The sequence below is a fragment of the Veillonella parvula genome, from assembly GCF_036456085.1.
In the GTDB taxonomy this organism is placed as follows: Bacteria; Bacillota; Negativicutes; order Veillonellales; family Veillonellaceae; genus Veillonella; species Veillonella parvula_E.
In genome coordinates this window covers 1,220,276-1,243,022 of sequence record NZ_CP138632.1, presented here as the reverse complement: position 1 = coordinate 1,243,022, position 22,747 = coordinate 1,220,276, and the positions used below count along the sequence as shown (strand labels likewise).

At 38.2% G+C, this 22,747-nt stretch carries 18 protein-coding genes and 1 riboswitch; of the genes, 16 read left to right on the top strand and 2 right to left on the bottom strand.

The window, feature by feature from the left end; translation table 11 throughout:
* The first annotated feature begins 227 nt into the window (after window positions 1–227).
* The 9 genes from PK1910_RS05965 to PK1910_RS05925 all read left to right on the top strand — a co-directional run bounded on the left by PK1910_RS05965 (window position 228) and on the right by PK1910_RS05925 (window position 12,561).
* On the top strand, window positions 228–1,439 hold the full coding sequence (locus PK1910_RS05965) for an argininosuccinate synthase (protein ID WP_058948110.1): 1,212 nt from the start codon (window positions 228–230) through the stop codon (window positions 1,437–1,439).
* On the top strand, window positions 1,439–2,866 hold the full coding sequence (argH, locus tag PK1910_RS05960; RefSeq protein ID WP_058948109.1) for an argininosuccinate lyase: 1,428 nt from the start codon (window positions 1,439–1,441) through the stop codon (window positions 2,864–2,866). Before PK1910_RS05965 ends, argH begins: the two co-directional genes overlap by 1 nt.
* A gap of 589 nt (window positions 2,867–3,455) precedes the next feature.
* Window positions 3,456–4,787 (top strand): putrescine-ornithine antiporter, encoded by a 1,332-nt coding sequence (gene potE / locus PK1910_RS05955; protein ID WP_004697529.1) that lies wholly within the window; start codon window positions 3,456–3,458, stop codon window positions 4,785–4,787.
* A gap of 402 nt (window positions 4,788–5,189) precedes the next feature.
* Window positions 5,190–5,377: riboswitch (cobalamin riboswitch) on the top strand.
* A 144-nt stretch (window positions 5,378–5,521) separates the two neighbouring features.
* Window positions 5,522–6,460, top strand: coding sequence for a nickel ABC transporter permease (nikB, locus tag PK1910_RS05950; protein WP_004697516.1), 939 nt, complete (start codon window positions 5,522–5,524; stop codon window positions 6,458–6,460).
* Window positions 6,460–7,281, top strand: coding sequence for a nickel transporter permease (nikC, locus tag PK1910_RS05945; protein ID WP_004695039.1), 822 nt, complete (start codon window positions 6,460–6,462; stop codon window positions 7,279–7,281). Before nikB ends, nikC begins: the two co-directional genes overlap by 1 nt.
* Before the next feature lie 153 nt (window positions 7,282–7,434).
* On the top strand, window positions 7,435–9,003 hold the full coding sequence (locus tag PK1910_RS05940; protein ID WP_004695040.1) for an ABC transporter substrate-binding protein: 1,569 nt from the start codon (window positions 7,435–7,437) through the stop codon (window positions 9,001–9,003).
* 12 nt (window positions 9,004–9,015) lie between these two features.
* Window positions 9,016–9,813, top strand: a complete 798-nt coding sequence (locus PK1910_RS05935; RefSeq protein WP_004695041.1) for an ABC transporter ATP-binding protein — start codon at window positions 9,016–9,018, stop codon at window positions 9,811–9,813.
* Window positions 9,806–10,621, top strand: a complete 816-nt coding sequence (locus PK1910_RS05930; protein ID WP_004695042.1) for an ABC transporter ATP-binding protein — start codon at window positions 9,806–9,808, stop codon at window positions 10,619–10,621. The genes PK1910_RS05935 and PK1910_RS05930 overlap by 8 nt, the downstream gene beginning before the upstream one ends.
* A gap of 386 nt (window positions 10,622–11,007) precedes the next feature.
* Window positions 11,008–12,561, top strand: a complete 1,554-nt coding sequence (locus PK1910_RS05925) for an ABC transporter substrate-binding protein (RefSeq protein WP_058948108.1) — start codon at window positions 11,008–11,010, stop codon at window positions 12,559–12,561.
* A gap of 67 nt (window positions 12,562–12,628) precedes the next feature.
* On the opposite strand, the gene PK1910_RS05920 is transcribed toward PK1910_RS05925, so the two are convergent.
* Window positions 12,629–13,558 (bottom strand): DUF3829 domain-containing protein, encoded by a 930-nt coding sequence (locus PK1910_RS05920; protein ID WP_004695044.1) that lies wholly within the window; start codon window positions 13,556–13,558, stop codon window positions 12,629–12,631.
* A 314-nt stretch (window positions 13,559–13,872) separates the two neighbouring features.
* Here PK1910_RS05920 and PK1910_RS05915 point away from each other — a divergent pair, with 314 nt between their 5' ends.
* The 7 genes from PK1910_RS05915 (at window position 13,873) to PK1910_RS05885 (ending at window position 21,075) form a co-directional block, all read left to right on the top strand.
* Window positions 13,873–16,776 carry a DEAD/DEAH box helicase gene (locus PK1910_RS05915; protein WP_058948107.1) on the top strand — a complete coding sequence of 968 codons (2,904 nt, stop codon included), beginning with the start codon at window positions 13,873–13,875 and terminating at the stop codon, window positions 16,774–16,776.
* A gap of 8 nt (window positions 16,777–16,784) precedes the next feature.
* Window positions 16,785–17,189, top strand: coding sequence for a (deoxy)nucleoside triphosphate pyrophosphohydrolase (locus PK1910_RS05910; RefSeq protein ID WP_004695046.1), 405 nt, complete (start codon window positions 16,785–16,787; stop codon window positions 17,187–17,189).
* A 186-nt stretch (window positions 17,190–17,375) separates the two neighbouring features.
* A complete protein-coding gene (locus PK1910_RS05905) occupies window positions 17,376–18,194 on the top strand; it encodes a sulfurtransferase (protein WP_004695047.1) in 819 nt (272 codons plus the stop codon).
* A gap of 13 nt (window positions 18,195–18,207) precedes the next feature.
* Window positions 18,208–18,435 carry a hypothetical protein gene (locus tag PK1910_RS05900; protein ID WP_004695048.1) on the top strand — a complete coding sequence of 76 codons (228 nt, stop codon included), beginning with the start codon at window positions 18,208–18,210 and terminating at the stop codon, window positions 18,433–18,435.
* Window positions 18,436–18,572: 137 nt separating this feature from the next.
* A complete protein-coding gene (locus tag PK1910_RS05895; protein ID WP_004695049.1) occupies window positions 18,573–19,328 on the top strand; it encodes an exodeoxyribonuclease III in 756 nt (251 codons plus the stop codon).
* A gap of 68 nt (window positions 19,329–19,396) precedes the next feature.
* On the top strand, window positions 19,397–20,086 hold the full coding sequence (gene queC / locus PK1910_RS05890; protein ID WP_058948106.1) for a 7-cyano-7-deazaguanine synthase QueC: 690 nt from the start codon (window positions 19,397–19,399) through the stop codon (window positions 20,084–20,086).
* A gap of 497 nt (window positions 20,087–20,583) precedes the next feature.
* Window positions 20,584–21,075: a QueT transporter family protein gene (locus PK1910_RS05885; RefSeq protein WP_058948105.1), complete on the top strand. Its 492-nt coding sequence runs from the start codon at window positions 20,584–20,586 to the stop codon at window positions 21,073–21,075.
* 138 nt (window positions 21,076–21,213) lie between these two features.
* Here PK1910_RS05885 and PK1910_RS05880 read toward each other — a convergent pair whose 3' ends face one another.
* Entirely contained in the window at window positions 21,214–22,470 is a 1,257-nt protein-coding gene (locus PK1910_RS05880; protein ID WP_058948104.1) for a Glu/Leu/Phe/Val family dehydrogenase, read from the bottom strand.
* Window positions 22,471–22,747 lie beyond the last annotated feature (277 nt).

Sequence of the window (22,747 nt, the reverse complement as noted above, 5' to 3'; positions counted from 1 at the left end):
TGGTGTTCGATTACTAGATATAGCTTATTTATTAGTTCGTAAACGAAATATATTATTAAAATGAATAAAAATAATGCTTGCATTTATAATTATACAGGTGTATACTATTTTTTGTCAGAAGGAGAGAATACCTGTCGGTAATAGAAGATACCACGGTGCTTTCACAATTATCTGATATTGTATTGATTATATTAGTCTAAATAGATAGTGGTTTATGAGGTGTTATCATGGGTAAAGCAAATAAAGTAGTACTCGCATATTCTGGTGGCTTAGATACTTCTGTTATCATTCCTTGGTTGAAAGAAAATTATGGTGCTGAAGTTATTGCAGTGTGTGTAGACTTGGGCCAACCTGAGGATTATGATGCAGTTGAGAAAAAAGCGATCAAATCTGGCGCATCTAAAGCGTACATCGTTGACGCTAAGGAAGAGTTTGTAAAAGATTATGTATGGCCTACTGTAAAAGCTGGTGCAATTTATGAAGGTAAATATTTATTAGGTACATCCTTCGCGAGACCTTTAATTGGTAAAATTCTTGTAGATATTGCCAAAAAAGAAGGCGCTGATGCAATCGCTCATGGTGCGACTGGTAAAGGTAATGACCAAGTTCGTTTTGAGTTGACTATCAAAGCATTAGCTCCTAACATGAAAATCATTGCTCCTTGGAGAGAATGGGATTTGAAATCTAGAACAGATTGCATGGAATATGCTGCTAAACATGATATTCCAGTTGTAGCTACAAAATCTCATCCATATTCTATGGACCAAAACGTATGGCATTTATCCCATGAAGGCGGCGATCTTGAAAATCCAGCAAATGCTCCTAAAGATGATGTGTATTTGGTAACACATACACCTGAACAAGCTCCAGATGAAGCTGGTTATGTAACTGTATCCTTTAAAGAAGGTGTACCTGTAGCCGTAGACGGTCAAGAAGGCACCCCATTACAATTATTAGAAAAACTCAACGAGATTGGTGCACACTATGGTGTAGGCGTTGTAGATATCGTTGAAAATAGATTGGTAGGTATGAAATCCCGTGGCGTTTATGAAAACCCAGGTGGTTCCATCATCATGTATGCTCACAGAGAACTTGAATACCTCTGCTTAGATAGAGCTACATACCACTACAAAGAACTCATTGCTAACAAATACGCTGAACTTGTATACGATGGCATGTGGTTCGCACCATTGATGAACGCATTACAAGCGTTTGTTGACGAAACTCAAAAAACTGTAACCGGTGAAGTAAAACTTAAATTGTACAAAGGCAATATCATTTCTGCGGGTAGTACTTCTCCATATTCCTTGTACAGCGAAGATTTTGTAACATTTGAAGAAGATGATGTATACGATCAAGCTGATGCAGAAGGTTTCATCAACTTGTTCGGTTTACCTCTCAAAATTAATGCATTGATGAAAGAAAAGGCAGGTAAATAATGGCTAAATTGTGGGGCGGGCGTTTCACAAAAGGCACTGATAAAGCGGTAGAGGATTTTACATCCTCTATCGCTTTTGATGCGCGGATGTACGCCGAAGATATTGCAGGCAGCAAGGCACATGCGACTATGCTGGCAAAACAACATATTATCTCCGATGCAGATCGAGATGCCATCATAGCAGGTTTAACGAAGATTAAATGTCAGATTGATAAAGGAGAGTTTCCGTTCTCCGTAGCTCTTGAAGATATTCATATGAATATTGAAAAACGCCTCACCGATGATATCGGTGAAGCCGGTGGTCGTTTGCATACAGGCCGCAGCCGTAATGACCAATGTGCAGTAGACTTGCATATGTACGTGCGTAAAGCCGTTGTGGAAATGGGGGAGCTTATCGTAGACATGCAAAAGGCCCTCATCGAAACAGCTGAAAAATATAGTGACGTTATCATGCCTGGCTATACGCATTTACAACGGGCTCAACCTGTATTGTTTGGGCATCATATGATGGCCTATTTCTCCATGTTAGAACGAGATTTTGATCGATTGTTGATGGTATTCAAACATGCGGACATCATGCCACTTGGGGCCGGCGCATTAGCTGGTTCTACATACGGCATTGATCAAACATATACGCAAAAGCTTTTGGGCTTCTCTCGTATTTACGAAAATAGTATGGATGCCGTATCTGACCGTGACTACGTAGTTGAATTCTTATCCTTTGCATCTCTCGTGATGATGCATTTGAGCCGTCTTAGCGAAGAGTTGATCTTGTGGTCTACCAATGAGTTCAATTTTATTGAACTTGATGATGCTCACTGCACGGGCTCTAGTATTATGCCGCAAAAGAAAAATCCTGACGTTTGCGAGCTGGTTCGTGGTAAAACAGGCCGTACCTATGGTCATTTGTTAGGCCTTTTAACAACTTTGAAAGGCTTGCCTCTTACATACAACAAGGATATGCAAGAGGATAAAGAAGGTATCTTCGATGCTATTGATACAGTACACTTCGCATTGTCCATTAATGCGGCTATGATTCGTGGTATGAAGGTCAATGGGGCTCATATGAAAGCAGTCTTGGATGACGACTTCTCCAATGCTACAGATATGGCGGATTATCTTGCGAAGAAAGGTGTTCCATTCCGTGAAGCCCATGAAATCGTAGGTAATGCGGTGCATCATTGCATCGAAAAAGGTTGTGTACTCCTTGATCTATCCGTAGAGGACTTCAAAGCTATTTCCAACCATTTTGATGCAGATATTCTTGACGCTATCTCCATCGAAGCTTGTGTTGCAGGTCGTAATAACTATTCTGGTACGGCTCCAGAATGTGTGGAACGACAACGTAATAATGGTAAAATCATTATCGCTGCTGAGGAAAAGCAAATTGCTGAATGGAAAGAAATCGTTGAATCTGTAGAAGAGTAGAGCTTAGTGCGGAATAAGTAGTAGATAAAAATAAAGAATAGTTATCAATAAAATCTGGAAAAATAAGATCGATATACATATAAGGATTTCATTAAGGGTCTAATATTGCCCATTATACTTATATGTATATCGATTTTTTATTTAAAAGCTAGACGATACCTATAAAGCCCAAAATTCTAATTGATAATCCACTATTAAAATGATGTATTTACATGTACATATATAGTGGACTGTGAGGAAATAATAGTCTTGTACTAGGACACTATAACCGTGATAGATAGGAAAAATTACATCTATACACAGAATAAAATGGGGTAAAAATATACTTTGCTACGATTAAAATGAGTTCTGTTCGATTTTGATGATAAATTACCTATGATTTATTCAATTCGTGTAATATGCCTTGTCCGCCAATAAAGTACTTTTATTTTGGTTTCATAGGTGTTATTATTTAACTCGTAATAAGAATAAAAACGGTAAATTCACATTCAAGCCCATCACAGCACGAACTGAATTTACTTAGCGGTATATATATTTTAAGTGAATTATGGACGAGAAAAAATTCACCTTAGTGAAAGGGGATTGATACATGAAAACCACCGCTAAAAAAATGTCTGTATTCCAGCTAACCACAATGGTAGCAGCCAATATGCTAGGAGCTGGGATCATTATGTTACCAACTAATTTGGCTCAAGTTGGTACTATTTCAGTTTTATCTTGGCTCGTGACAGCTGTGGGTGCGCTTTTACTAGCGTATATTTTTGCTCAAGCGGGTATGTTCTCCCAAAAACAAGGGGGCATGGGCGGTTATGCAGAACATCGCTTCGGTAAAACTGGACATTTTATGGCGAGCTATGCTTACAGCATATCTCTCATCATTGCTAATATCGCCATCGCGGTATCTGCCGTAGGTTATGGCGCAGCTTTCTTTGGTGTTGACCTCAATGCGACACAAACAAGTCAAGTAACAATTGTGCTCTTGTGGTTTGCAGCGATTCTAAACTTCAGAGGGAATCGTTTCACAGGTCGACTCAGCAATATGACTATTTGGGGCTCTATTGTTCCGGTTTTATTAATCGGTACAATCGGCTGGTATTGGTTTGATCCATCTATCTATTGGGCGGCATGGAACCCAAATGATCTTCCGCTTTATGATGCGGTAAAACAATCTATTTCCCTAACTTTATGGGGCTTCCTAGGATTTGAGTCCGCAGCGGCTAATGCTGATGCTGTTGAGAATCCAAAGAAAAACGTACCTATCGCAACTGTGGCGGGTACATTAGCAGTGGCAGTGGTTTATATCTTGTCCACAAACGTTATGGCAGGTATTGTGCCTAACGTTGATTTATTAAATTCTAACGCACCATTCGGTTTGACATTCGTATACATGTTCAATGATACAATTGCAAACATCGTTATGGCTGCTATGGTTATTTCTTGCTTTGGCGCTTTGCTTTGCTGGCAATTCACATTGTCTCGCGTCTTCAAAAGTGCAGCAGAACATGGTTACTTCCCTAAAATATTCGCTCGTGTAAATAGCAAAGATGCTCCTGTTCGTGGTGTATTGATTTTACTCGCTGTTGAAACATTACTTACTTTATTCACTGCAAGCGAATCCTTGCGTGAGCAGTTTGAAATCCTAGTAAACTTAGCGGTTGTAACTAACGTAGTACCGTATGTATTGTGCATCTTGGCAGTACCTACAATGATGCGTATGGCTGGCGTAGCTGAAAGTCGTATTAAACGCTCTAATTACTTGTTCGGTATAGGCGTTCTTTACTGCCTATATGCAATCTACGCATGTGGCTTTGATGCTATGGTAGGTAGCGCAGTGGCAGTAAGCATAGGCTTGGTGATCTATGTTTTGCGTAAAGCGTGGGATACACGCAGAGCACACCGCTTACAACAAAGTATTGATTAACTGAATACATCTCGTCTTATTAGAGGCTATTACTTGGTAATAGCCTCTTTTTTATCATAATCATGCATTAGACTTATAATTAATGCGAGCTAGATATGAAAAAATATAAAGAGTATTATTATTAATCAAATTTTTGCTGTGTATAAAAAGATTTTATAATAAAGTTTTTACATTGCTTTATTATTATTAAAATTAATATATATACCGTCATATACAGTAAATATAATAAAAAATTATTTATATAAGTTAATTTATATAATTTTATGCAGGATTGTGAATTTAATCATTAATCAATATTTTTTATCAGTATAAAAATTATATTGAAAATATGCGAAATACATATACCCATAAGGGGTATATGTATTGTAAATAGAGTGTTAATATAGTATATTTATAATCGATAAAAATGAATGAACTAGTGAGTGTCGGTATTTACCGAGCGTAAAAGAGGAAAATGGGTGAAAAACCCATACTATGCAAATAGCTGTAATGAGGAGCAAGGTTTCATTATAGGGTCACTGGGAAACTGGGAAGGCCGAAATGTTGCGATGAATCAGAGTCAGAAAGCCTGCTCTAAAGGCATGGTATGCATATGCTGTGCTTAATTTGGGTTAGTCGGGCGACTAACCTTTTTTCGTTCCCTAGCCTTTAAGCTTCATCGCTATATAAAAAGCTAGTACCATTAGTTTGTCATTTGAATTGTTGTTAGTGTTTAGAGAGTTTAGGAGGCGCCTATGGGCAAACGCTTTGTCAAACAATTGGGGCAATTTATTGTTACCTTGTTTGGCATCACATTTTTGACATTTTGTCTCACCTATTTAGCACCAGGTGACCCAGTAACGATGTTACTTGAAACGGCAGATACTATCGTATCTCAGGAGCTTATCGATGAAACTCGAGCTCAGCTTGGGTTAGATAAACCATTTGTAGTACAGTATGCAAACTGGGTCGTCAATGCCGCACAAGGTGATTTAGGGATGAGTTATTCTGCTAAAAAACCAGTAGTAGATCGTATGTTGGAGGCTTTACCAGGTACATTAATGTTAGCGGGTACGGCTTTAGTATTTACGCTGCTCTATGCATTGCCTGCAGGTATTATAAGCGCCTTAAATCGTAACAAATGGGTTGATTATGTGTTGAGATTTCTATCCTTCGTAGGCGTATCTATGCCTACGTTCTGGTTAGGTCTTGTACTGATTTACATCTTCGGTCTTAAATTGGGCCTTGTACCGATTGCATCCTCTCGAGTGACTGCGTCTGGTGTTATTTTGCCCGCTATTACTTTGGCAGTTGTTGTTGGGTCTAAATACATGCGTCAAGTGCGGCTAGTTATCCTTGAGGAAATGCAAAAGGATTATGTTATTGGCGCTCGTGCTCGCGGTGTTAGTGAGATAAAAATTTTATTCGGTCATATTTTACCTAATGCGGTGTTACCACTCATCACTATTCTTGGTGTTGTTATTGGTTGGTTACTAGGTGGTGTGGCAGTCGTAGAAATGGTATTCTCTTGGCCGGGACTTGGGAATATGGCAATTTATGCTATTACTATGCGCGATTATCCATTGATTGAAGGTTTTGTGTTGTGGGTTGCTTTAGCATATATGTGTATTAACGCATTGGTTGATGCATCATATATCTTATTAGACCCTAGATTGAAAAGGGAGAGAGCATAATGGCAGAATTTATTCAAAAACATAAATTGTTCTCTTTCTATAGTGGGTTGATGATTATCATTGTTCTCATCGCTATCTTTGCACCCTGGCTTGCACCGGGCGATGCTTTCACCTCAAATATAAGTCAGGCATTGCAAGCACCAAGCAGCCAACATTGGTTTGGTACAGATAAATTAGGACGTGATGTATTATCTCGTATCATTTATGGTACTCAATTATCCTTGTTCATGGGCGTATCCATCGTCGTTATCATGGTGAGCATTGGTACTATCATCGGTGCTATAGCAGGCTATTTTGGCGGTAAAGTTGAAATGGTTCTTATGCGTTTAGCAGACATCATGTTATCATTCCCTGGTATCGTATTGGCTATTGCTATTGCTGGTATTCTAGGTGGTAGCATTGTAAATACGATTTTAGCCTTATCTGTTGTAGGTTGGGCAAAATATGCTCGTATTGTACGTTCTATGACGCTCAAGGTGCGCGGTGAGGAATATGTAACGGCTGCTGTTATGATGGGCGCATCTACGACGGCCATCATCAGACGTCATATCATTCCTAATATTATGCCTCTCGTTATTACAACAGGTGCATTAGATATCGGGGCTATCATGATTGAGGTAGCAGGTTTATCCTTCCTTGGCTTTGGTGCTCAGCCACCGACTCCAGAATGGGGTCTTATGCTTAACGAGGGTCGCCAGTACTTGCAAACGAGTCCATGGCTCATGGCATTCCCTGGTATGTCCATCCTTATCGTGGTTGCTATTTTTAATCTTTGGTCTGACTCCTTACGAGATGTAGTGGATCCAAAAAATCAAGGATAAAATTGTTTTTACCTTCATAAATTTGAATCTTTATCTAGTGAAAGTTTCATTATGACTGGTAAGAAATTATGGTTTTTCCATCACAACTATTTTAGATAGTGATGATGTTAAATGTTTTTATGTTTTACATGTAGTTGTAAAAGGAGATTTTAAATGAAAAAATCTTGGAAAAAGGCCCTATTAGCAGGTCTTAGTATTGTAATGATGGGTTCCTTCATAGCTGGTTGTGGGTCTGATAATAATGGTGCTGCTAACAAAGATGTATTAAAAGTAGGCGTTACTAACTTCGCATCCACATTAGAACCTACAGAAAACTTCTTCGCATGGGTTGTAATGCGCTATGGTGTAGGTGAAACATTGGCTAAGTTTGACGAACAAATGAAACCTCAACCATGGATTGCATCTAAATGGGAAGTATCCCCAGACCATAAAACGTGGACTTTCACAATCAATGATAAGGTGAAATTCTCCAATGGTAAAAAAGTTGATGCAGCAGCTGTAAAGGCGTCTATTGAACGTGCTTTTGCAAAGTCTAATCGTGCGAAAACATTCTTTGAATATGACTCTATGGAAGCTAATGGTCAACAATTAGTTATTCATACAACAAAAGAATATCCTAATATGCCTGGCCTTTTAGCGGATCCGTTGTTCCTAATCGTTGACGTTCAAGCTGAAAAAGATGGCCGTAACTTTGCGAAGGAAGGTCCTATCGGTACAGGCCCATATGTAGTTAAATCCTTCACTAAAGAACGTGCTGAAATGGCTGCGAACGAAAACTACTGGGATGGTACAGTACCATTTAAAACTGTAGAAATTCCTTCCATCGATGACCCTAATACGCGTGCTTTGAGCTTACAATCTGGCGACGTAGATATGGCTGTTAACATCGGTCCTGGTGAAATTGGTTTATTCCAAGGCAATGATAAATTCAAAGTAGATGAAATCGCATCTCTTCGTGTCGTATTGGCCCGTATTAATCAAAAAGGTATTCTTGGAGATGACAAAGTTCGTGCTGCAGTTATCTCTGCAACAGACCGTAAAAACTATGCTGATGTATTGTTAAAAGGTACATTTATTCCTGGTTCTGCTCCAATTCCACCATCCATGGACTATGGCTTCAACGATTTGAAAGATCCTAATGCGTATAATCCTGAACGTTCTAAACAATTGTTGGCTGAAGATGGTTGGAAAGATACTGATGGCGATGGGATCCTTGATAAAGATGGCAAACCATTAACATTCAACTTCGTAGTATATAACTCTCGTGCAGAATTACCACTTTATGCAGAGGCTGTTCAAGCAGACCTTAAAAAGGTTGGCATCGATATGAAAATCAAAACAGTTGACTATAACTTGATCGATAAAATGGGTCAAGAAGGCGACTATGATATGCTTATCTCCAATATCGTAACAGCTAATACAGGCGATCCAATCTGGTTCTTGGCTAACTACTGGCACACTAATAACAATGGTTCCAACCCTCAAAATGGTTCTGGTTACTCCAATCCACAAGTTGACCAATTGTTAGATGCAGCTGAAACTGAATTCGACCCAGCAAAACGTCGTGATTATGCAATCCAAATTCAACAATTGTTGATGAATGATGGCGCTGCATTATTCTTAGGTTACCCTAAAACTAATATCGTTACAGGTTCTTACTTGAAAGGTGCTGTAATGTACCCAAGTGATTACTACTGGATTACTAACAAAATTACAAAATAGTGAGGAGCTATAATGGCAGAAAACATACTAACTGTAGAAAACCTTAACATTGCGTACCAAGGTGTGCCTGCTGTTATGGATGTGAACTTTACCTTGGAACGCGGTAAGGTATTAACCATTGTAGGTGAGTCCGGATCCGGTAAAACTACTGTAATCCGGGCCCTCATGGGTTTATTACCTGTAGGTGGTGAGGTTACAGACGGTACAATGATCTTTAACGGTCACAACCTTCGTACCCTATCTAAGTCAGAATGGAGAGCCATACGTGGTAAAGATATGGCTATGATTTTCCAAGATAGTGGTAGTGCATTAGATCCAATTGTTCGCATTGGTAAACAATTTAGAGAATTGTTTACATCTCATATTGAAATCACTAATGATGAATGTGATCGACGAGCAATTGAGTTATTAGAATCTGTATCTCTTCCTAATGGAGCGGATATATTGCGCCGTTATCCACACGAATTATCTGGTGGTCAACGTCAACGTGTTGGTATTGCTATGGCGTTAGCATTGGACCCAGCATTACTCATCGGTGACGAACCGACATCTGCACTCGATGTAACAACACAATCTCAAGTGGTTATGCAAATGCTTGAACTAGCTAAAGAGCATAATTCTGCAATAGTCATGGTAACTCATAACCTTGGTGTAGCAGCGTATATGTCTGACTATATTATTGTTATGAAAAAGGGCCGTGTTGTAGATGCTGGAACCCCACAAGACATTTTGGAAAATCCATCTAATGAATATACGAAACAACTAAAAGACGCTGTGCCAACATTGGGAGGAGGTCGTTACATTGACTAATTACGCAGTAGAAATTAAGAATGTATGTAAACGATTCCCACTTCCTACTGGTGGTGAGCTTGAAGCATGTAAGGATATTAATATAACTCTCGAAAAAGGTCAGTCCCTTGGGATTGTAGGGGAATCTGGCTCTGGGAAAACAACATTGGTTCGTATGATCATGAAAATGCTTCCTATTACGGAAGGCGAGATTTATGTAGATGGTGTAGAGATTCAACATATGAATTCTGAACAAACGAAAGAATATCGTAAAAAGATTCAAATGGTATTCCAAGATCCATCTGCAGCTTTTAACCCACGTATGAAGGTTAAAGATATCATTCTTGAGCCACTTTATAATTTTGGTCTTCTTGAAAAGGGAAAAGAAGAGCAAATCGCAGGTGACTACCTGGAAATGGTAGATTTATCTCGCGAGTTTATGCATCGCTATCCTCATGAAATGTCTGGTGGTCAACGCCAACGTGTTGCCATTGCTCGTGCTATCGTTTTAGAGCCCGAAATCCTCGTGTTAGACGAGGCTACTAGTGCCCTAGATGTATCTGTACAAGACTCCATTGCGTACCTTTTGGCGCGTTTACAAAAAAAGAAAAATTTAACATACCTATTTATTGCTCATGATATTGCCTTTATTCGTACTATGTGCCACAAGGTGGTCGTAATGTACAAAGGTGCTATCGTTGAAGAACTAGATGCTTTCCACTTGGCGGATGCAAAACATCCATATACAAAGGTTTTATTGAGCTCTATCTTTGAAATTGGTCAAGATCATAAGCCGCTTACCTTGGATGAGGCTGCATTAGAAGCTTAATAGGAAAATTTACTTTCAAAATTTCAAAAGTATAAATTTGAAATGTAGAGAGTTACATCGGATAGGTAAACTTAAAATAGCAGTTAGTTTCAAGACTAACTGCTATTTTTATGCATAGTTAAGATATGAAATTTTTTAATAGATATATTGAAATGTTTCTCAAATTATACATTGTGTTAACACCTAATATATAGTATAGTTGACTGTATAAAATATACCCCTATGGGTATAATAAGATATGCTCATATGAAGTGATGTACATAGATTCTCTTTATATTAACTATTGTAAAAGCAGGTTATATTTACTAGATTATGTTAATGCAAAAAATAGTGAGTATCTGAGTATAAATAGATAGTTAATGTGTGTAGAAAGGTTAGGTGTATAAATGAAAGGATTACGCAAGTCTTTACTAATTGGTATGACCCTTGGTGTGACTATGCTCGGGACTATTGGTTGTATGAATCAAGATTCTGCTTCATCTAATGATGTATTAAAGGTAGGGGCTATTAGTTTTGCTGGCACATTAGAACCAACGGAAAATTATTTTAGTTGGGCCGTTGTACGATTTGGTATAGGTGAAACGCTTATCAAGTTTGATGATCAAATGAAAGCAACGCCTTGGCTTGCCACCTCTTGGAAGCAAGGTGATGACAAGTTAACATGGACTTTCACCATCAATGATAAAGTTAAATTCTCAAATGGTAATAGTTTGACAGCTGAGGCGGTAAAAGCATCTTTAGAACGAACTTTTGCTAAAAGTAAACGAGCAAAAACGTTCTTTAACTATACAGAAATTACTGCTAACGGTCAGGAGTTGACCATCAAGACTGACAAGGAATATTATAATTTGCCCAACTTGTTAGGAGATCCATTGTTTTTGATTATGGATGTGACAGCAGAGGCGAATGGTCGTGATATTGCAAAGGAAGGTCCTATTGGTACTGGTCCATATGTAGTATCCTCTTTCACAAAAGAGCGTGCTGAACTAAAGCGCAATGATAATTACTGGGATGGCAAGGCAGGCTTTGCTAAGGTTGAAATCCCATCTATTAATGATGCGAATACTCGTGCTATGGCGTTACAAGCGGGCGATGTAGATATGGCCGTTAACATTGGACCTGGTGAATATAGTATCTTCCAAAATGATAAGAAATTCACTATCTATGAAGTGGCTTCCTTGCGTGACGTATTTGTTCGTATGGGGCAAAAAGGGAAACTACAGAATCCTAATCTTCGTGCAGCCCTCATTGCAGCAGCAGACCGTGAGTCTTATGCGAAGAACCTCATGAAGGATACCTTCGTAGCCGGTAAGGCTCCATTGCCACCATCCATAGACTATGGCTTTAACCAATTGCGTGATCCTAATAAATATAATGTAGAACGTGCTAAAGAATTACTGAAACGTGAAGGTTATGAAGATACAAATGGCGACGGTATTGTAGATAAAGACGGTGAAAACCTCGTACTTGATTTTTATGCCTACACAACTCGTCCTGAATTGCCATTATATGCGGAAGCATTGCAAGCGGACTACAAAAAAATCGGTGTAGATTTACGAATTAAAATCGTAGATTATGCGGTTATCGACACATTATCTCAATCTGGTGATTATGATATGATTATCTCCAGTGTTGTAACCGCTAATACGGGTCAACCAGTATGGTTCTTGAAACAATATTGGGGTATAGGCGTTGAAACTAATGGGTCTGGCTTCTCTAATCCTCGTTTCGATGAATTGTTGGCTCTTGGTGAAAGTAGTAGCGATCCAGTGGTGCGTCGTAATGCGGTTATCAATGCCCAACAACTGATGTTAGATAACGCTGTAGCATTATTCCTTGGGTATCCTAAAATTAATATTGTAGGTAATAAACATATTGATGGTATCAAGATAACACCGTCTGAATATTACATCATTACAAAAGATTTGAAAAAGAAATAAAGTTTGCTGCTTACATAAAAATAAAAGGACTAGCTCGCATGGGCTAGTCCTTTGTGTTATCTAAATATTATTTTTTTTCTGTTACATCTAAGTCTGCCATGTTAACTGCATTGGCCTTGCCAATCATTTTATTATACTTGGTAAATAATTGCGTATAAGCTTCGCCATAAGATGAGTTGATAATAATATAGTTGCGTGCCTCTGCAACAAATTCTTTTACTGAGTCTTGATACTCTCTTACCGCATTTTGTACTTCTGGTGTAGTACCAGGTTGTAATTTATTGAGGCGTTGTGTAATTTGTTGTAAGTTTGATTCTACCTTTTGGGTGTCTGTATTCCCATCTGGATCAATAAGGTCAATAGTTTGTGCTGTTATGAGATTTATCTCTATAAAGTTAACCGCATTTTCCCGCTTTTCTCCCTGATACTCAGTCATGCGTTCGTTATAAAGCTCATTATTACGATTATCTAAAGCTAAGTCTAATGCATTATATGTAGCGTAGAACTGTTCTGCTAAAGGTACATATTGAGCTGCTAGCTCATCGCTACCTTTATAATTATCCTTTTCATAACGACGTTCCACATAGTAAGATTGCAACTGATCAGCAATAGGAATAATTTGATCAAGTACTACGAGGACGTCATTTGTCGCTTGGTTTACGTCTTCGTAGGGTGTAGAACTATCTTGTTTTGCTACCTCTAATGCAGCTTTAAGTTCCTTATATTTAGGTAAGGTAATCGTCGTATTATGAGACCCATTGCGCAACTCTTCAAGAGTTGGCTGTAATTGGCTAGCATAGGCTACACTGTATGAGTTATATGCATCTAATGCAACAATATAAGGTCGTATGGCGTTGATTTTATCGTCAACGGTTGATCGATATAAAATTGTCGTTGTATTGGATGATAAGAGTGTATACACCCCATAGATCCCACCACCGATAATAGCAGCACCGAGCACAATGGCTGCTATTAACTTGATGTACCCCTTTTTCAACTGCGCACGCTCCTTGAAAACACACTAACTCTTTTGGATCCATTTGGACAGACTAATGTCCTAAGAGTAATTATTTACATTATATCACAACTTTACGTGGCAAAAAAGACGTATAGATACGATAATTATAAGGAATAGATGAAAATGTTAGATTTGGACATGTATTTATATTTATAATTAGCGATTAAACGATGAATGAGGCTGTAAGCTGTTATAAAAATATACTTTTAAAAGTAAAACTATATACTCTCTAGACGTTGCAGCTGCGGCTGGTATAATAGCAAGTATAGTATTCATTATATGGGGAGTTCGTTATGTCAGAATCGAATCATTTAATCAATTTTGCTACATCTTCGGAACTTATTGCTAATGGGGAAGGGCGTAATGTATTATCTGCTATTGAAGATGGATTACGCAATTGTGATGAGTTTTTAATATCGGTAGCATTTATTACTCCAGAAGGCTTATTAACATTAAAACCAATTCTTAAAGAGTTAGAAGAACGTGGCGTCCGAGGACGTGTGTTAACGACGGATTATCTTGGTTTTAATAGTCCACAAGTTTTGGAAGATTTAGGAAATTTAAATAATATTGAGTTAAAAGTGTATTGCACTACACAAGGTAGTGGTCATGGATTTCATACAAAAGGCTACATTTTTAGAAAAGATGAATCTTATCAGATTATAGTTGGTAGTTCTAATTTAACTATTAATGCATTAAAGAAAAATCGTGAATGGAATACTCGCTCTGAAGCTCATTGCAGTGATACCTATGCTCGAGAAATTACGGAAGAATTTGACTTATATTGGAATTCAAAATTTTCTATTCCCTATGAAGATTTTATTCCTTGGTATAAACCAAGATGGGTACGGCCAGAGCGCACTTCACAAAAGACTGTAGCAGAGCAATTTAGAAAAATAGATTTGGGTCAACTAGAGCCCAATAGTATGCAACAACAGTTTATTGCTAACTTCAATGAACTAAGGGCTAATAATGCTAAAAGAGGCCTTTTGATTTCTGCTACGGGTACCGGCAAAACCTATGCAGCGGCTTTTGCTATGAGAGAAATGAAGCCTAAAAGAATATTATTTTTAGTACATCGGGAGCAAATTGCAAAACAAGCGATTGCCAGCTTTGAGCGGATTTATAATGATCCATCCATTACATTTGGTTTGGTTTCTGGGAATGCTAAATACTATAATGCGACTCATGTATTCTCTACGATGCAAATGATGGGCCGTAATGATGTAATGAAACAGTATGATCCAAAGGAATTTGACTGTATTATTATTGACGAAGTGCATCGTGCAGGTTCAGATAGTTACCAACGCATCATTGATTACTTTGATCCTCAATTTTTATTGGGAATGACAGCTAGCCCGGAACGTACAGATGGTTATGATTTATATGAATTGTTTGACCATAATATTATTTACGAAATTCGATTACAACAGGCTTTAGAAGAAGATTTATTATGTCCATTTCATTATTTTGGTATTAGTGATTTATGGGTAGATACTCAAGAAGATATTTCTGATTTGGAGGTATCCTTTTCAAACTTGTCTACAAAAGAGCGGGTAGATAAAATTGTAGAAAAGATTCGCTATTTTGGTCATAGTGGTAGTCGTGTTAAGGGCTTAGTATTTTGTAGTAATCGAGTTGAGGCAAAAGAGCTGTCTAATGCTTTTAATGAGCGTGGTATTTATCGTACGATATGTTTAACTGGTGAAGACAGTCAAGAAATTAGGGAGAAAGCAATTGCTCGATTAACTGGCACAGGAGAGTACCAAGGTCGTATTGATGAACAGCTAGACTATATCTTTACCGTAGATATCTTCAATGAAGGTGTTGATATTCCAGAAATTAATCAAGTTATTATGCTACGTCAAACTGAAAGCCCTATAATCTTTATTCAACAACTTGGACGTGGTCTTCGTAAATTTGAAGATAAAGAATATGTAGTTATCTTGGATTTCATTGGAAATTATACAAATAATTTTATGATTCCATTAGCCTTATCTGGTGATAGAAGCTATAACAAAGATACATTGCGTCGTTATGTACAAGCTGGCAATCGTATTATTCCAGGTACATCAACTGTACATTTTGATAAAATTGCAAAACAACGCATTTATGAATCTATTGATACGGCAAGATTTTCTGATATGAAATTAATTAAAGAAGCCTATTTTAATTTACGCTTCAAATTAGGCCGTATTCCTAAAATTTCTGATTTTGCTGATCATGGTTCGATTGATGTTAGTAGAATTTTCAGTAAATTTAAGTCATATCATCATTTCTTGATAAAGGTTAAGGATAAGGATTATGATATATCCTTTACACCGGTTCAGGAGAGAATGCTACATTTTATATCTCAGAAATTAACGACCGGTATACGTGTAAGAGAGCTTCTATTGTTGCAAGCATTACTAGATGGTCGTGATGATGTGATTAATTATGTTTCCGAAGAGCTATTTGATAGTTATAATGTAGACCTATCGGAATATGGACGTGTTAATCTCATCAATATGATGACAAATCAATTTGGTGTTCAAGTAGCACAAAAGATATTTGCCGATAGTGAATTTATTGAATTTTCCAATGGTAGCTATGGTATATCTCGAATCTTTAAACAGGCTTTAGAGGATAATAATTTTAAGGAACAAGTTCAAGAGCTTATTGCTTATGGATTGAAGCAGTTCAATGAAAAATATAAAGATAATATTTATGGTAATACACCATTTGCATTATATGAAAAATATACGTATGAACAGGTTTGCCAATTATTAGAGTGGCCTCAAAACGAAGTTCCTCTCAACATTGGGGGTTATAAATTCCATAAAGAAACAAAGACATATCCCGTTTTTATTAATTATCATAAAGCAGATGATATTCAAGATACCATTAAATACGAGGATAGATTTGAGAGTCCAGGATTACTAAAAGCTATTTCTAAAAATAAGAGAACCTTTGCCTCTGATGATGTACAAACCGCGTTTAATGCTGATGAACTAGGTGTTGCTATGCATTTGTTTGTGAGAAAAAACAAGGATGATGAAGAGTCTAAAGAGTTTTATTATTTGGGACCGATTCATTCTACTGGTCAGGAAAATGCTAAAGAAATTTCTATGGTTAATGGTACTGCGGCGGTAGAGTTAGAATATGTACTCGAAGTACCTGTACGGGATGATATTTATGACTATATTGTTAATGGATAAGGATATTTATGAGTGAACAACGAAAACACATTGAAGTTGTAGCAGCTATTATAAAAAAGGATAATACCATATTAGCAACTCAGCGTGGATATGGTGATTTAAAAGATGGTTGGGAATTTCCGGGTGGCAAAATCGAACCTGGTGAACCCCATGAAGTAGCTCTTATTAGAGAAATCAAAGAAGAACTAGAAGCTGATATTAATATTCAAGAGCATATTATTACTATCGAATATACCGGTTATGAAAAATTTGATTTAACAATGCACTGTTATTTATGTTCGTTGAAAAATGATTCTAATATTACCTTAGTAGAACATGAAGCTGCTAAATGGCTATCTAAAGAAACCTTATATTCTGTAGATTGGTTACCTGCTGATATTGATGCGGTAGATGAAATGTATAGACGTTTATAAGCTTAACATTGAATTACCTAAAAGTCCCTATCTAAGATAGGGGCTTTTTATGTTTACTCTAGTTGTTACATCGCAAGAATAAATAACTTTTACTATACCAAAATAAATTGTATATCCGGTTATAGTCGTATATAATAATATTAAAAGATTTGTATTTTTCGATATAATCAAAGAAAGGAGTACAATATGTCAAATTTTATCACTCCTACAGAATTATTAGCTTGTCTTGATGAGGTCATCATTTTAGATGCTAGAGGGTATCAAGATTATAAAAAAGGCCATATTAAGGGGGCTTATGCGGTAGATTTAGACAAGGATTTGACTGGTCCTTTAGGCGAGCATGGTGGTCGTCATCCATTGCCAGATATGGAACAGTTAGCTCATACCTTTGAGTCTTATGGCATCACTCGTAACTCAAAGGTTGTAGTATATGATTCGTGGCTATTTTTAGCGGGTCGTCTTTGGTGGACGTTACGTTACATGGGCTTAACAGATGTACGCGTTTTGTCTGGTGGTATTGAACGTTGGGTTCGAGAGGGCCATCTCTTAACTAAAGAGCCGACCCCGTTACCTGCTAAACCATCTATCTTTAACTACGAGTTGCAAACAGATATGGTTATGAGTCGCGATGAGGTGCTCAAGGCTAGTGAAAGCGGAGATCATGTTATTATTGATGCTCGTGCGCCATTCCGTTATGATGGATCTCAAGTGGATACGATGGACGGCATGACAGGACATATTCCTGGGGCTGTTAATCATTTTTATGAAAGTGGCTATACCGTAGATGGTCCTAAATCCTTGAAAGATTTAGAGGCTGAGTATTACAACGAAATCTACCAAAATAGGCCAGTTGTAACGTACTGTGGGTCTGGTGTGACTGCCTGCAATGCGTTGTTAACCATGAGTGAAGTAGGCCTTGAATCTGCTTTATATGTTGGTAGTTCTAGTGACTGGGTAACGTATGAAGGCTTCCCGCTTAGCACAGGTGTAGAAACATTAAACTAACTTAGGAGGGCGAATGAATCTATTAAAACAATTACTAACAGTCGTTGCCTTTGGTTATTTGTGTTATCACATCTATACCTTTGGACCTGGTATGTTTAATGTAACTGTATTAGTGATCCTTATCTTGTCGGCGGTGGCTAATTATTTTCGTGAGAAACGTGAAAGCGATCTTAAAGCAAATGAAAATGCCCGCAAGGCTCGTGCAGAAGCAAGACATGCTAAGAAACATAAAAAGCAGTAGTATTGCTAACATATAATCTTTAGATTAGCTTAGATTAAGCAAAAACTTGACGTATATTCTATGTGAAAGAAACTTTCACCAAGTTAAATACGGTGAATACTATTAGATTGATGCAAAGTATTATAAAGGAGTAAGAATTGAAATTAATTTCTTGGAATGTAAACGGCCTCCGCGCCGCTGTAACAAAGGGATTCATGGAATCCTTTAATGAATTAGATGCAGATATTTTCTGCCTGCAAGAAACAAAATTGCAACCCGATCAAATTTCTTTGGAGTTGCCAGGGTATGAGCAATATTGGAATAGTGCAGTTAAGAAAGGCTATAGTGGCACGGCTGTATTCACGCGTATTAAGCCATTGTCCGTAACGAATGGCATCGGTATTGAAGAACACGATCAAGAGGGTCGTGTTATCACTGCTGAATACGATAATTTCTATTTGGTATGCTGTTATACACCGAATAGCCAACGTGAATTAGCTCGCCTTGATTATCGTATGACTTGGGAAGATGCATTCCGTAATTATCTACTTGAATTAGATAAGAAAAAGCCTGTCATCCTATGTGGTGATCTCAATGTAGCCCATCAAGAAATCGACCTAAAAAATCCTAAGACGAATCGTAAAAATGCAGGCTTCTCCGATGAAGAACGTGCAAAGATGACAGAACTCTTAGGGGCAGGTTTTACAGATACATTCCGTCACCTTTATCCAGATGCTATTGAACAATACAGCTGGTGGTCCTATATGGGGAAAGCTCGTGAACGGAATACAGGATGGAGAATTGACTATTTCATCACATCTAAACGTCTTGACGATAAAATCCAAGAAGCTAAGATTCACCAACAAATCTTTGGCTCTGATCACTGTCCAGTAGAATTGGTTATTGATCTATAAAATTTTAGTGAATGTAAAAGCACAGCCTCATCTACGGATGAGGCTGTTGTGATAGAAAAGGAGATACTATGGCTCAAAAACAAAAGGCCGTCGTTCTATTTAGCGGTGGCGTAGACAGTACTACTTGTTTGGCCCTCGCCATTGAACGATTTGGTAAAGATAATGTAGTGCCCTTATCGATTCAATATGGTCAAAAACATAGTAAAGAATTAGAAGCTGCCGTAGCTATTTTAGAGCACTATGGTATGGAAGGTAAAACGATGGATGTTACCAAGCTATTTGCCTTTAGTAACTGCTCTTTATTAGTACAATCTAGTGAAGACATTCCGCAAGGTTCCTACAAAGAACAACAAGATGCAGAAGGGGAAGGTACGGTGAGTACTTATGTACCGTTTAGAAATGGGCTATTCCTATCTGCGGCAGCATCCTTGGCACTATCTCTAGACTGCGGCTATATCTATTACGGTGCTCACAGTGATGATGCGGCGGGTAATGCCTATCCTGACTGTACAGAACACTTCTACAAATCTATGGGCGACGCTATCTTTGAAGGATCCGGTAAAGAATGCTCCTTAGAAGCACCTTTTATTAACTCCAACAAAGCTGCCATTGTAAAAGAAGGCCTACGCCTCGGAGTACCATACCACTTAACCTGGTCCTGCTACGAAGGCGGAGATAAACCATGCGGACACTGCGGCACATGCATCGACAGAGCAAAAGCCTTCCATGCAAACGGAGTCAAAGATCCAGCATTGTAAAAGTAGTTATCTCTATATACTTCTACTAAAACTGGCTTAAATTAGTAGTCGTCTTTGGGCGACTACTTTGCATATATTCTAATTGGTTAGAGTGTTCATTTGACTTAAGGCGGACTTTTACGTCACTAGTATTGTGATAAACGTTGATTTGCTTAATTTGATGTGGTGGAAGATACCTTTTCAAAGAGCGACTTTGGCAGGTCGAGGCCCTAGGCCGATGGCCGGTTCGCCAGTGAAGCGATGAGGAAAGGTATCTGCCCCCACCCCCACCCCCACCTTACAATCTTGATACTAATCGTAGATGATCCTACAAGTCCGCCTTAATCCCAATTAATTGCGAAAATATTAGATATATGATATATTAGTACTGCCTAAAGGCGACAACTAAATAAGACAGTTTGAAACCATCCTGTCTCTAAACAAAACTACGGAAATTCATAAGCATTTATAGCATGGTAGTTTTGCCATGCTTTTTTTATTTTGAGGAGGTGAGTGTTATGATTTCTACACGCAAATTGACTATTTCTGCCATGGTTGTGGCATTGTACATCGTTGTATTGTATGTAACGCAAAGCGTTTCCTTCGGGGCTTATCAAATTCGTATAGCAACATCATTATATGCACTTGCTTATGCCTTTCCGTTCTTGGTGATTCCCATGGGGATTGGCAACCTCATTTCTAACTTCCTATTCGGCGGTCTTGGTATCTTCGATATGGTAGGGGGCTTTGGTGTCGGTGTAGTAACGACAGGCATTATCGTAGGAATGCGCAAGCTTGGCCTCAGCGCTTGGTGGGTCATGCTTCCAATCGTATTTGTGCCAGCACTATGTGTACCAATGTGGCTCAGTCCATTACTTGGAATTCCGTACTGGCCATTAGTATTGAACCTTATCGTAGGTCAAACTATTCCAGCAGTTCTTGGTTCTGTATTGGTGAAAGCTTTGATGAGCCGTCCTAGTGTGGCTGCTTTGTTAGGTGCTTTTAAATAATAAGTGGTTTTATTGACAAAACTAAGTAAATAATTGAGCCTCAAGAGATGTTTCGATTATGTATATAGGTAAAAAAAGCGTAAGCTCAAATCGAGCTTACGCCTTTTTTATGGCTAAAATGTATGGAGGTATAGGAGTTTAGCAGTTATAGCCACGCCATCTAGTTTCGACTACGAGGCGTTCAAGAGCAACCATGTACGCTGCTTGACGAGGAGGTACATTGTATTTATGTTGCATTTCCCAAACAGCTTCGAAGCTATTTTGCATATTCTTAGTTAATCTTTCATTAACTTCTTCTTCAGTCCAGTAGAAGCTTGCTTTATTTTGTACCCATTCATAGTAGGATACAACTACGCCGCCGCCGTTAGCAAGAACGTCAGGGATGATGTCGATGCCTTTTTCATAGAAGTATTTATCCGCATCATTAGTAGTAGGACCATTAGCGCCTTCCAAGATGATTTTAGCTTGGATATTTTCCATGTTGTCTTTGTTTAATTGGTTCTCAAGGGCTGCCATGTATAATACATCAACTGGTTGAGCCAATAACTCTTGAGGTCCAATTGTAGTCATGCCTGGTTCGCTGTAACCTTCGAGGGAACGACCATGGGAGTTAGCATATTCGTATGCTTTTTCAACATCGAGACCGTTAGGATTGTAGATGTTAACGCTTACGTCGCCGATAGCCACAACTTTTGCACCTGCTTGTGCAATGAGACGAGCGCCTACGGAACCTACGTTACCAAAGCCTTGAACTGCAACAGTAAGGTTTTTGATATCCAAGTTTTTCTTAGCAAGATAGCTTTGCAATGCGATGAGGCAACCGCGACCAGTCGCTTCATTACGGCCTAAGGAACCGCCTACTTCGATTGGTTTACCTGTAACGATACCTGGGCTCCATTCACCTTTTAATGTGCTGTATTCGTCAGCAATCCAGCTCATGATTTGAGCATTCGTATTTACGTCTGGTGCAGGGACGTCTGTATTAACACCGATGATAGGTGCAATACGGTGTACGAAGTTACGAGTTAAGCGTTCTAATTCACGAGGTTTTAACGTTTTTGGATCAACTTTGATACCGCCTTTACCACCGCCATAAGGGATGTTAGCAATCGCGTTTTTAATAGTCATCCAAGCTGCCAATGCACGAACTTCGTTTTCATCAGAATCTGGATGGAAGCGAAGACCGCCTTTAGCACTGCCACGCAATGTGGAATGTTGGCAACGATAACCTTCGTATACGCGAACTTCACCATTGTCGAGTTGAAGAGGAACTGCTACTTTTAGTTCTCGTTCTGGGTGACGTAACACTTCGTATTCACTACGAGTATAGCCGAGCTTTTCAGCTGCTACGTCTAATGTGTTTAACATGTTTTCATATGGGTTATAACCGCTCATAATTACCTCCTGGATAATAGAGTAAATTAATAGTTTAATTAATGCTAATTTTATCGCATACTTAAGTATTCGACATTGTAAACAGAATACCCTTTATATTTTCATAAATATATTCTATAGTTTTTGACCTGTAAAAGTTGTAAAAATATAGATAATTACTATGATCTTTATCACAGTACAATTTGCTAATGAACGATGTTTTTATCTATGAAAATGGATACTTTTACAAAAAGAATAAAGATTTATATTCTGAAAAAAATAGACCTTTTTGTATGTA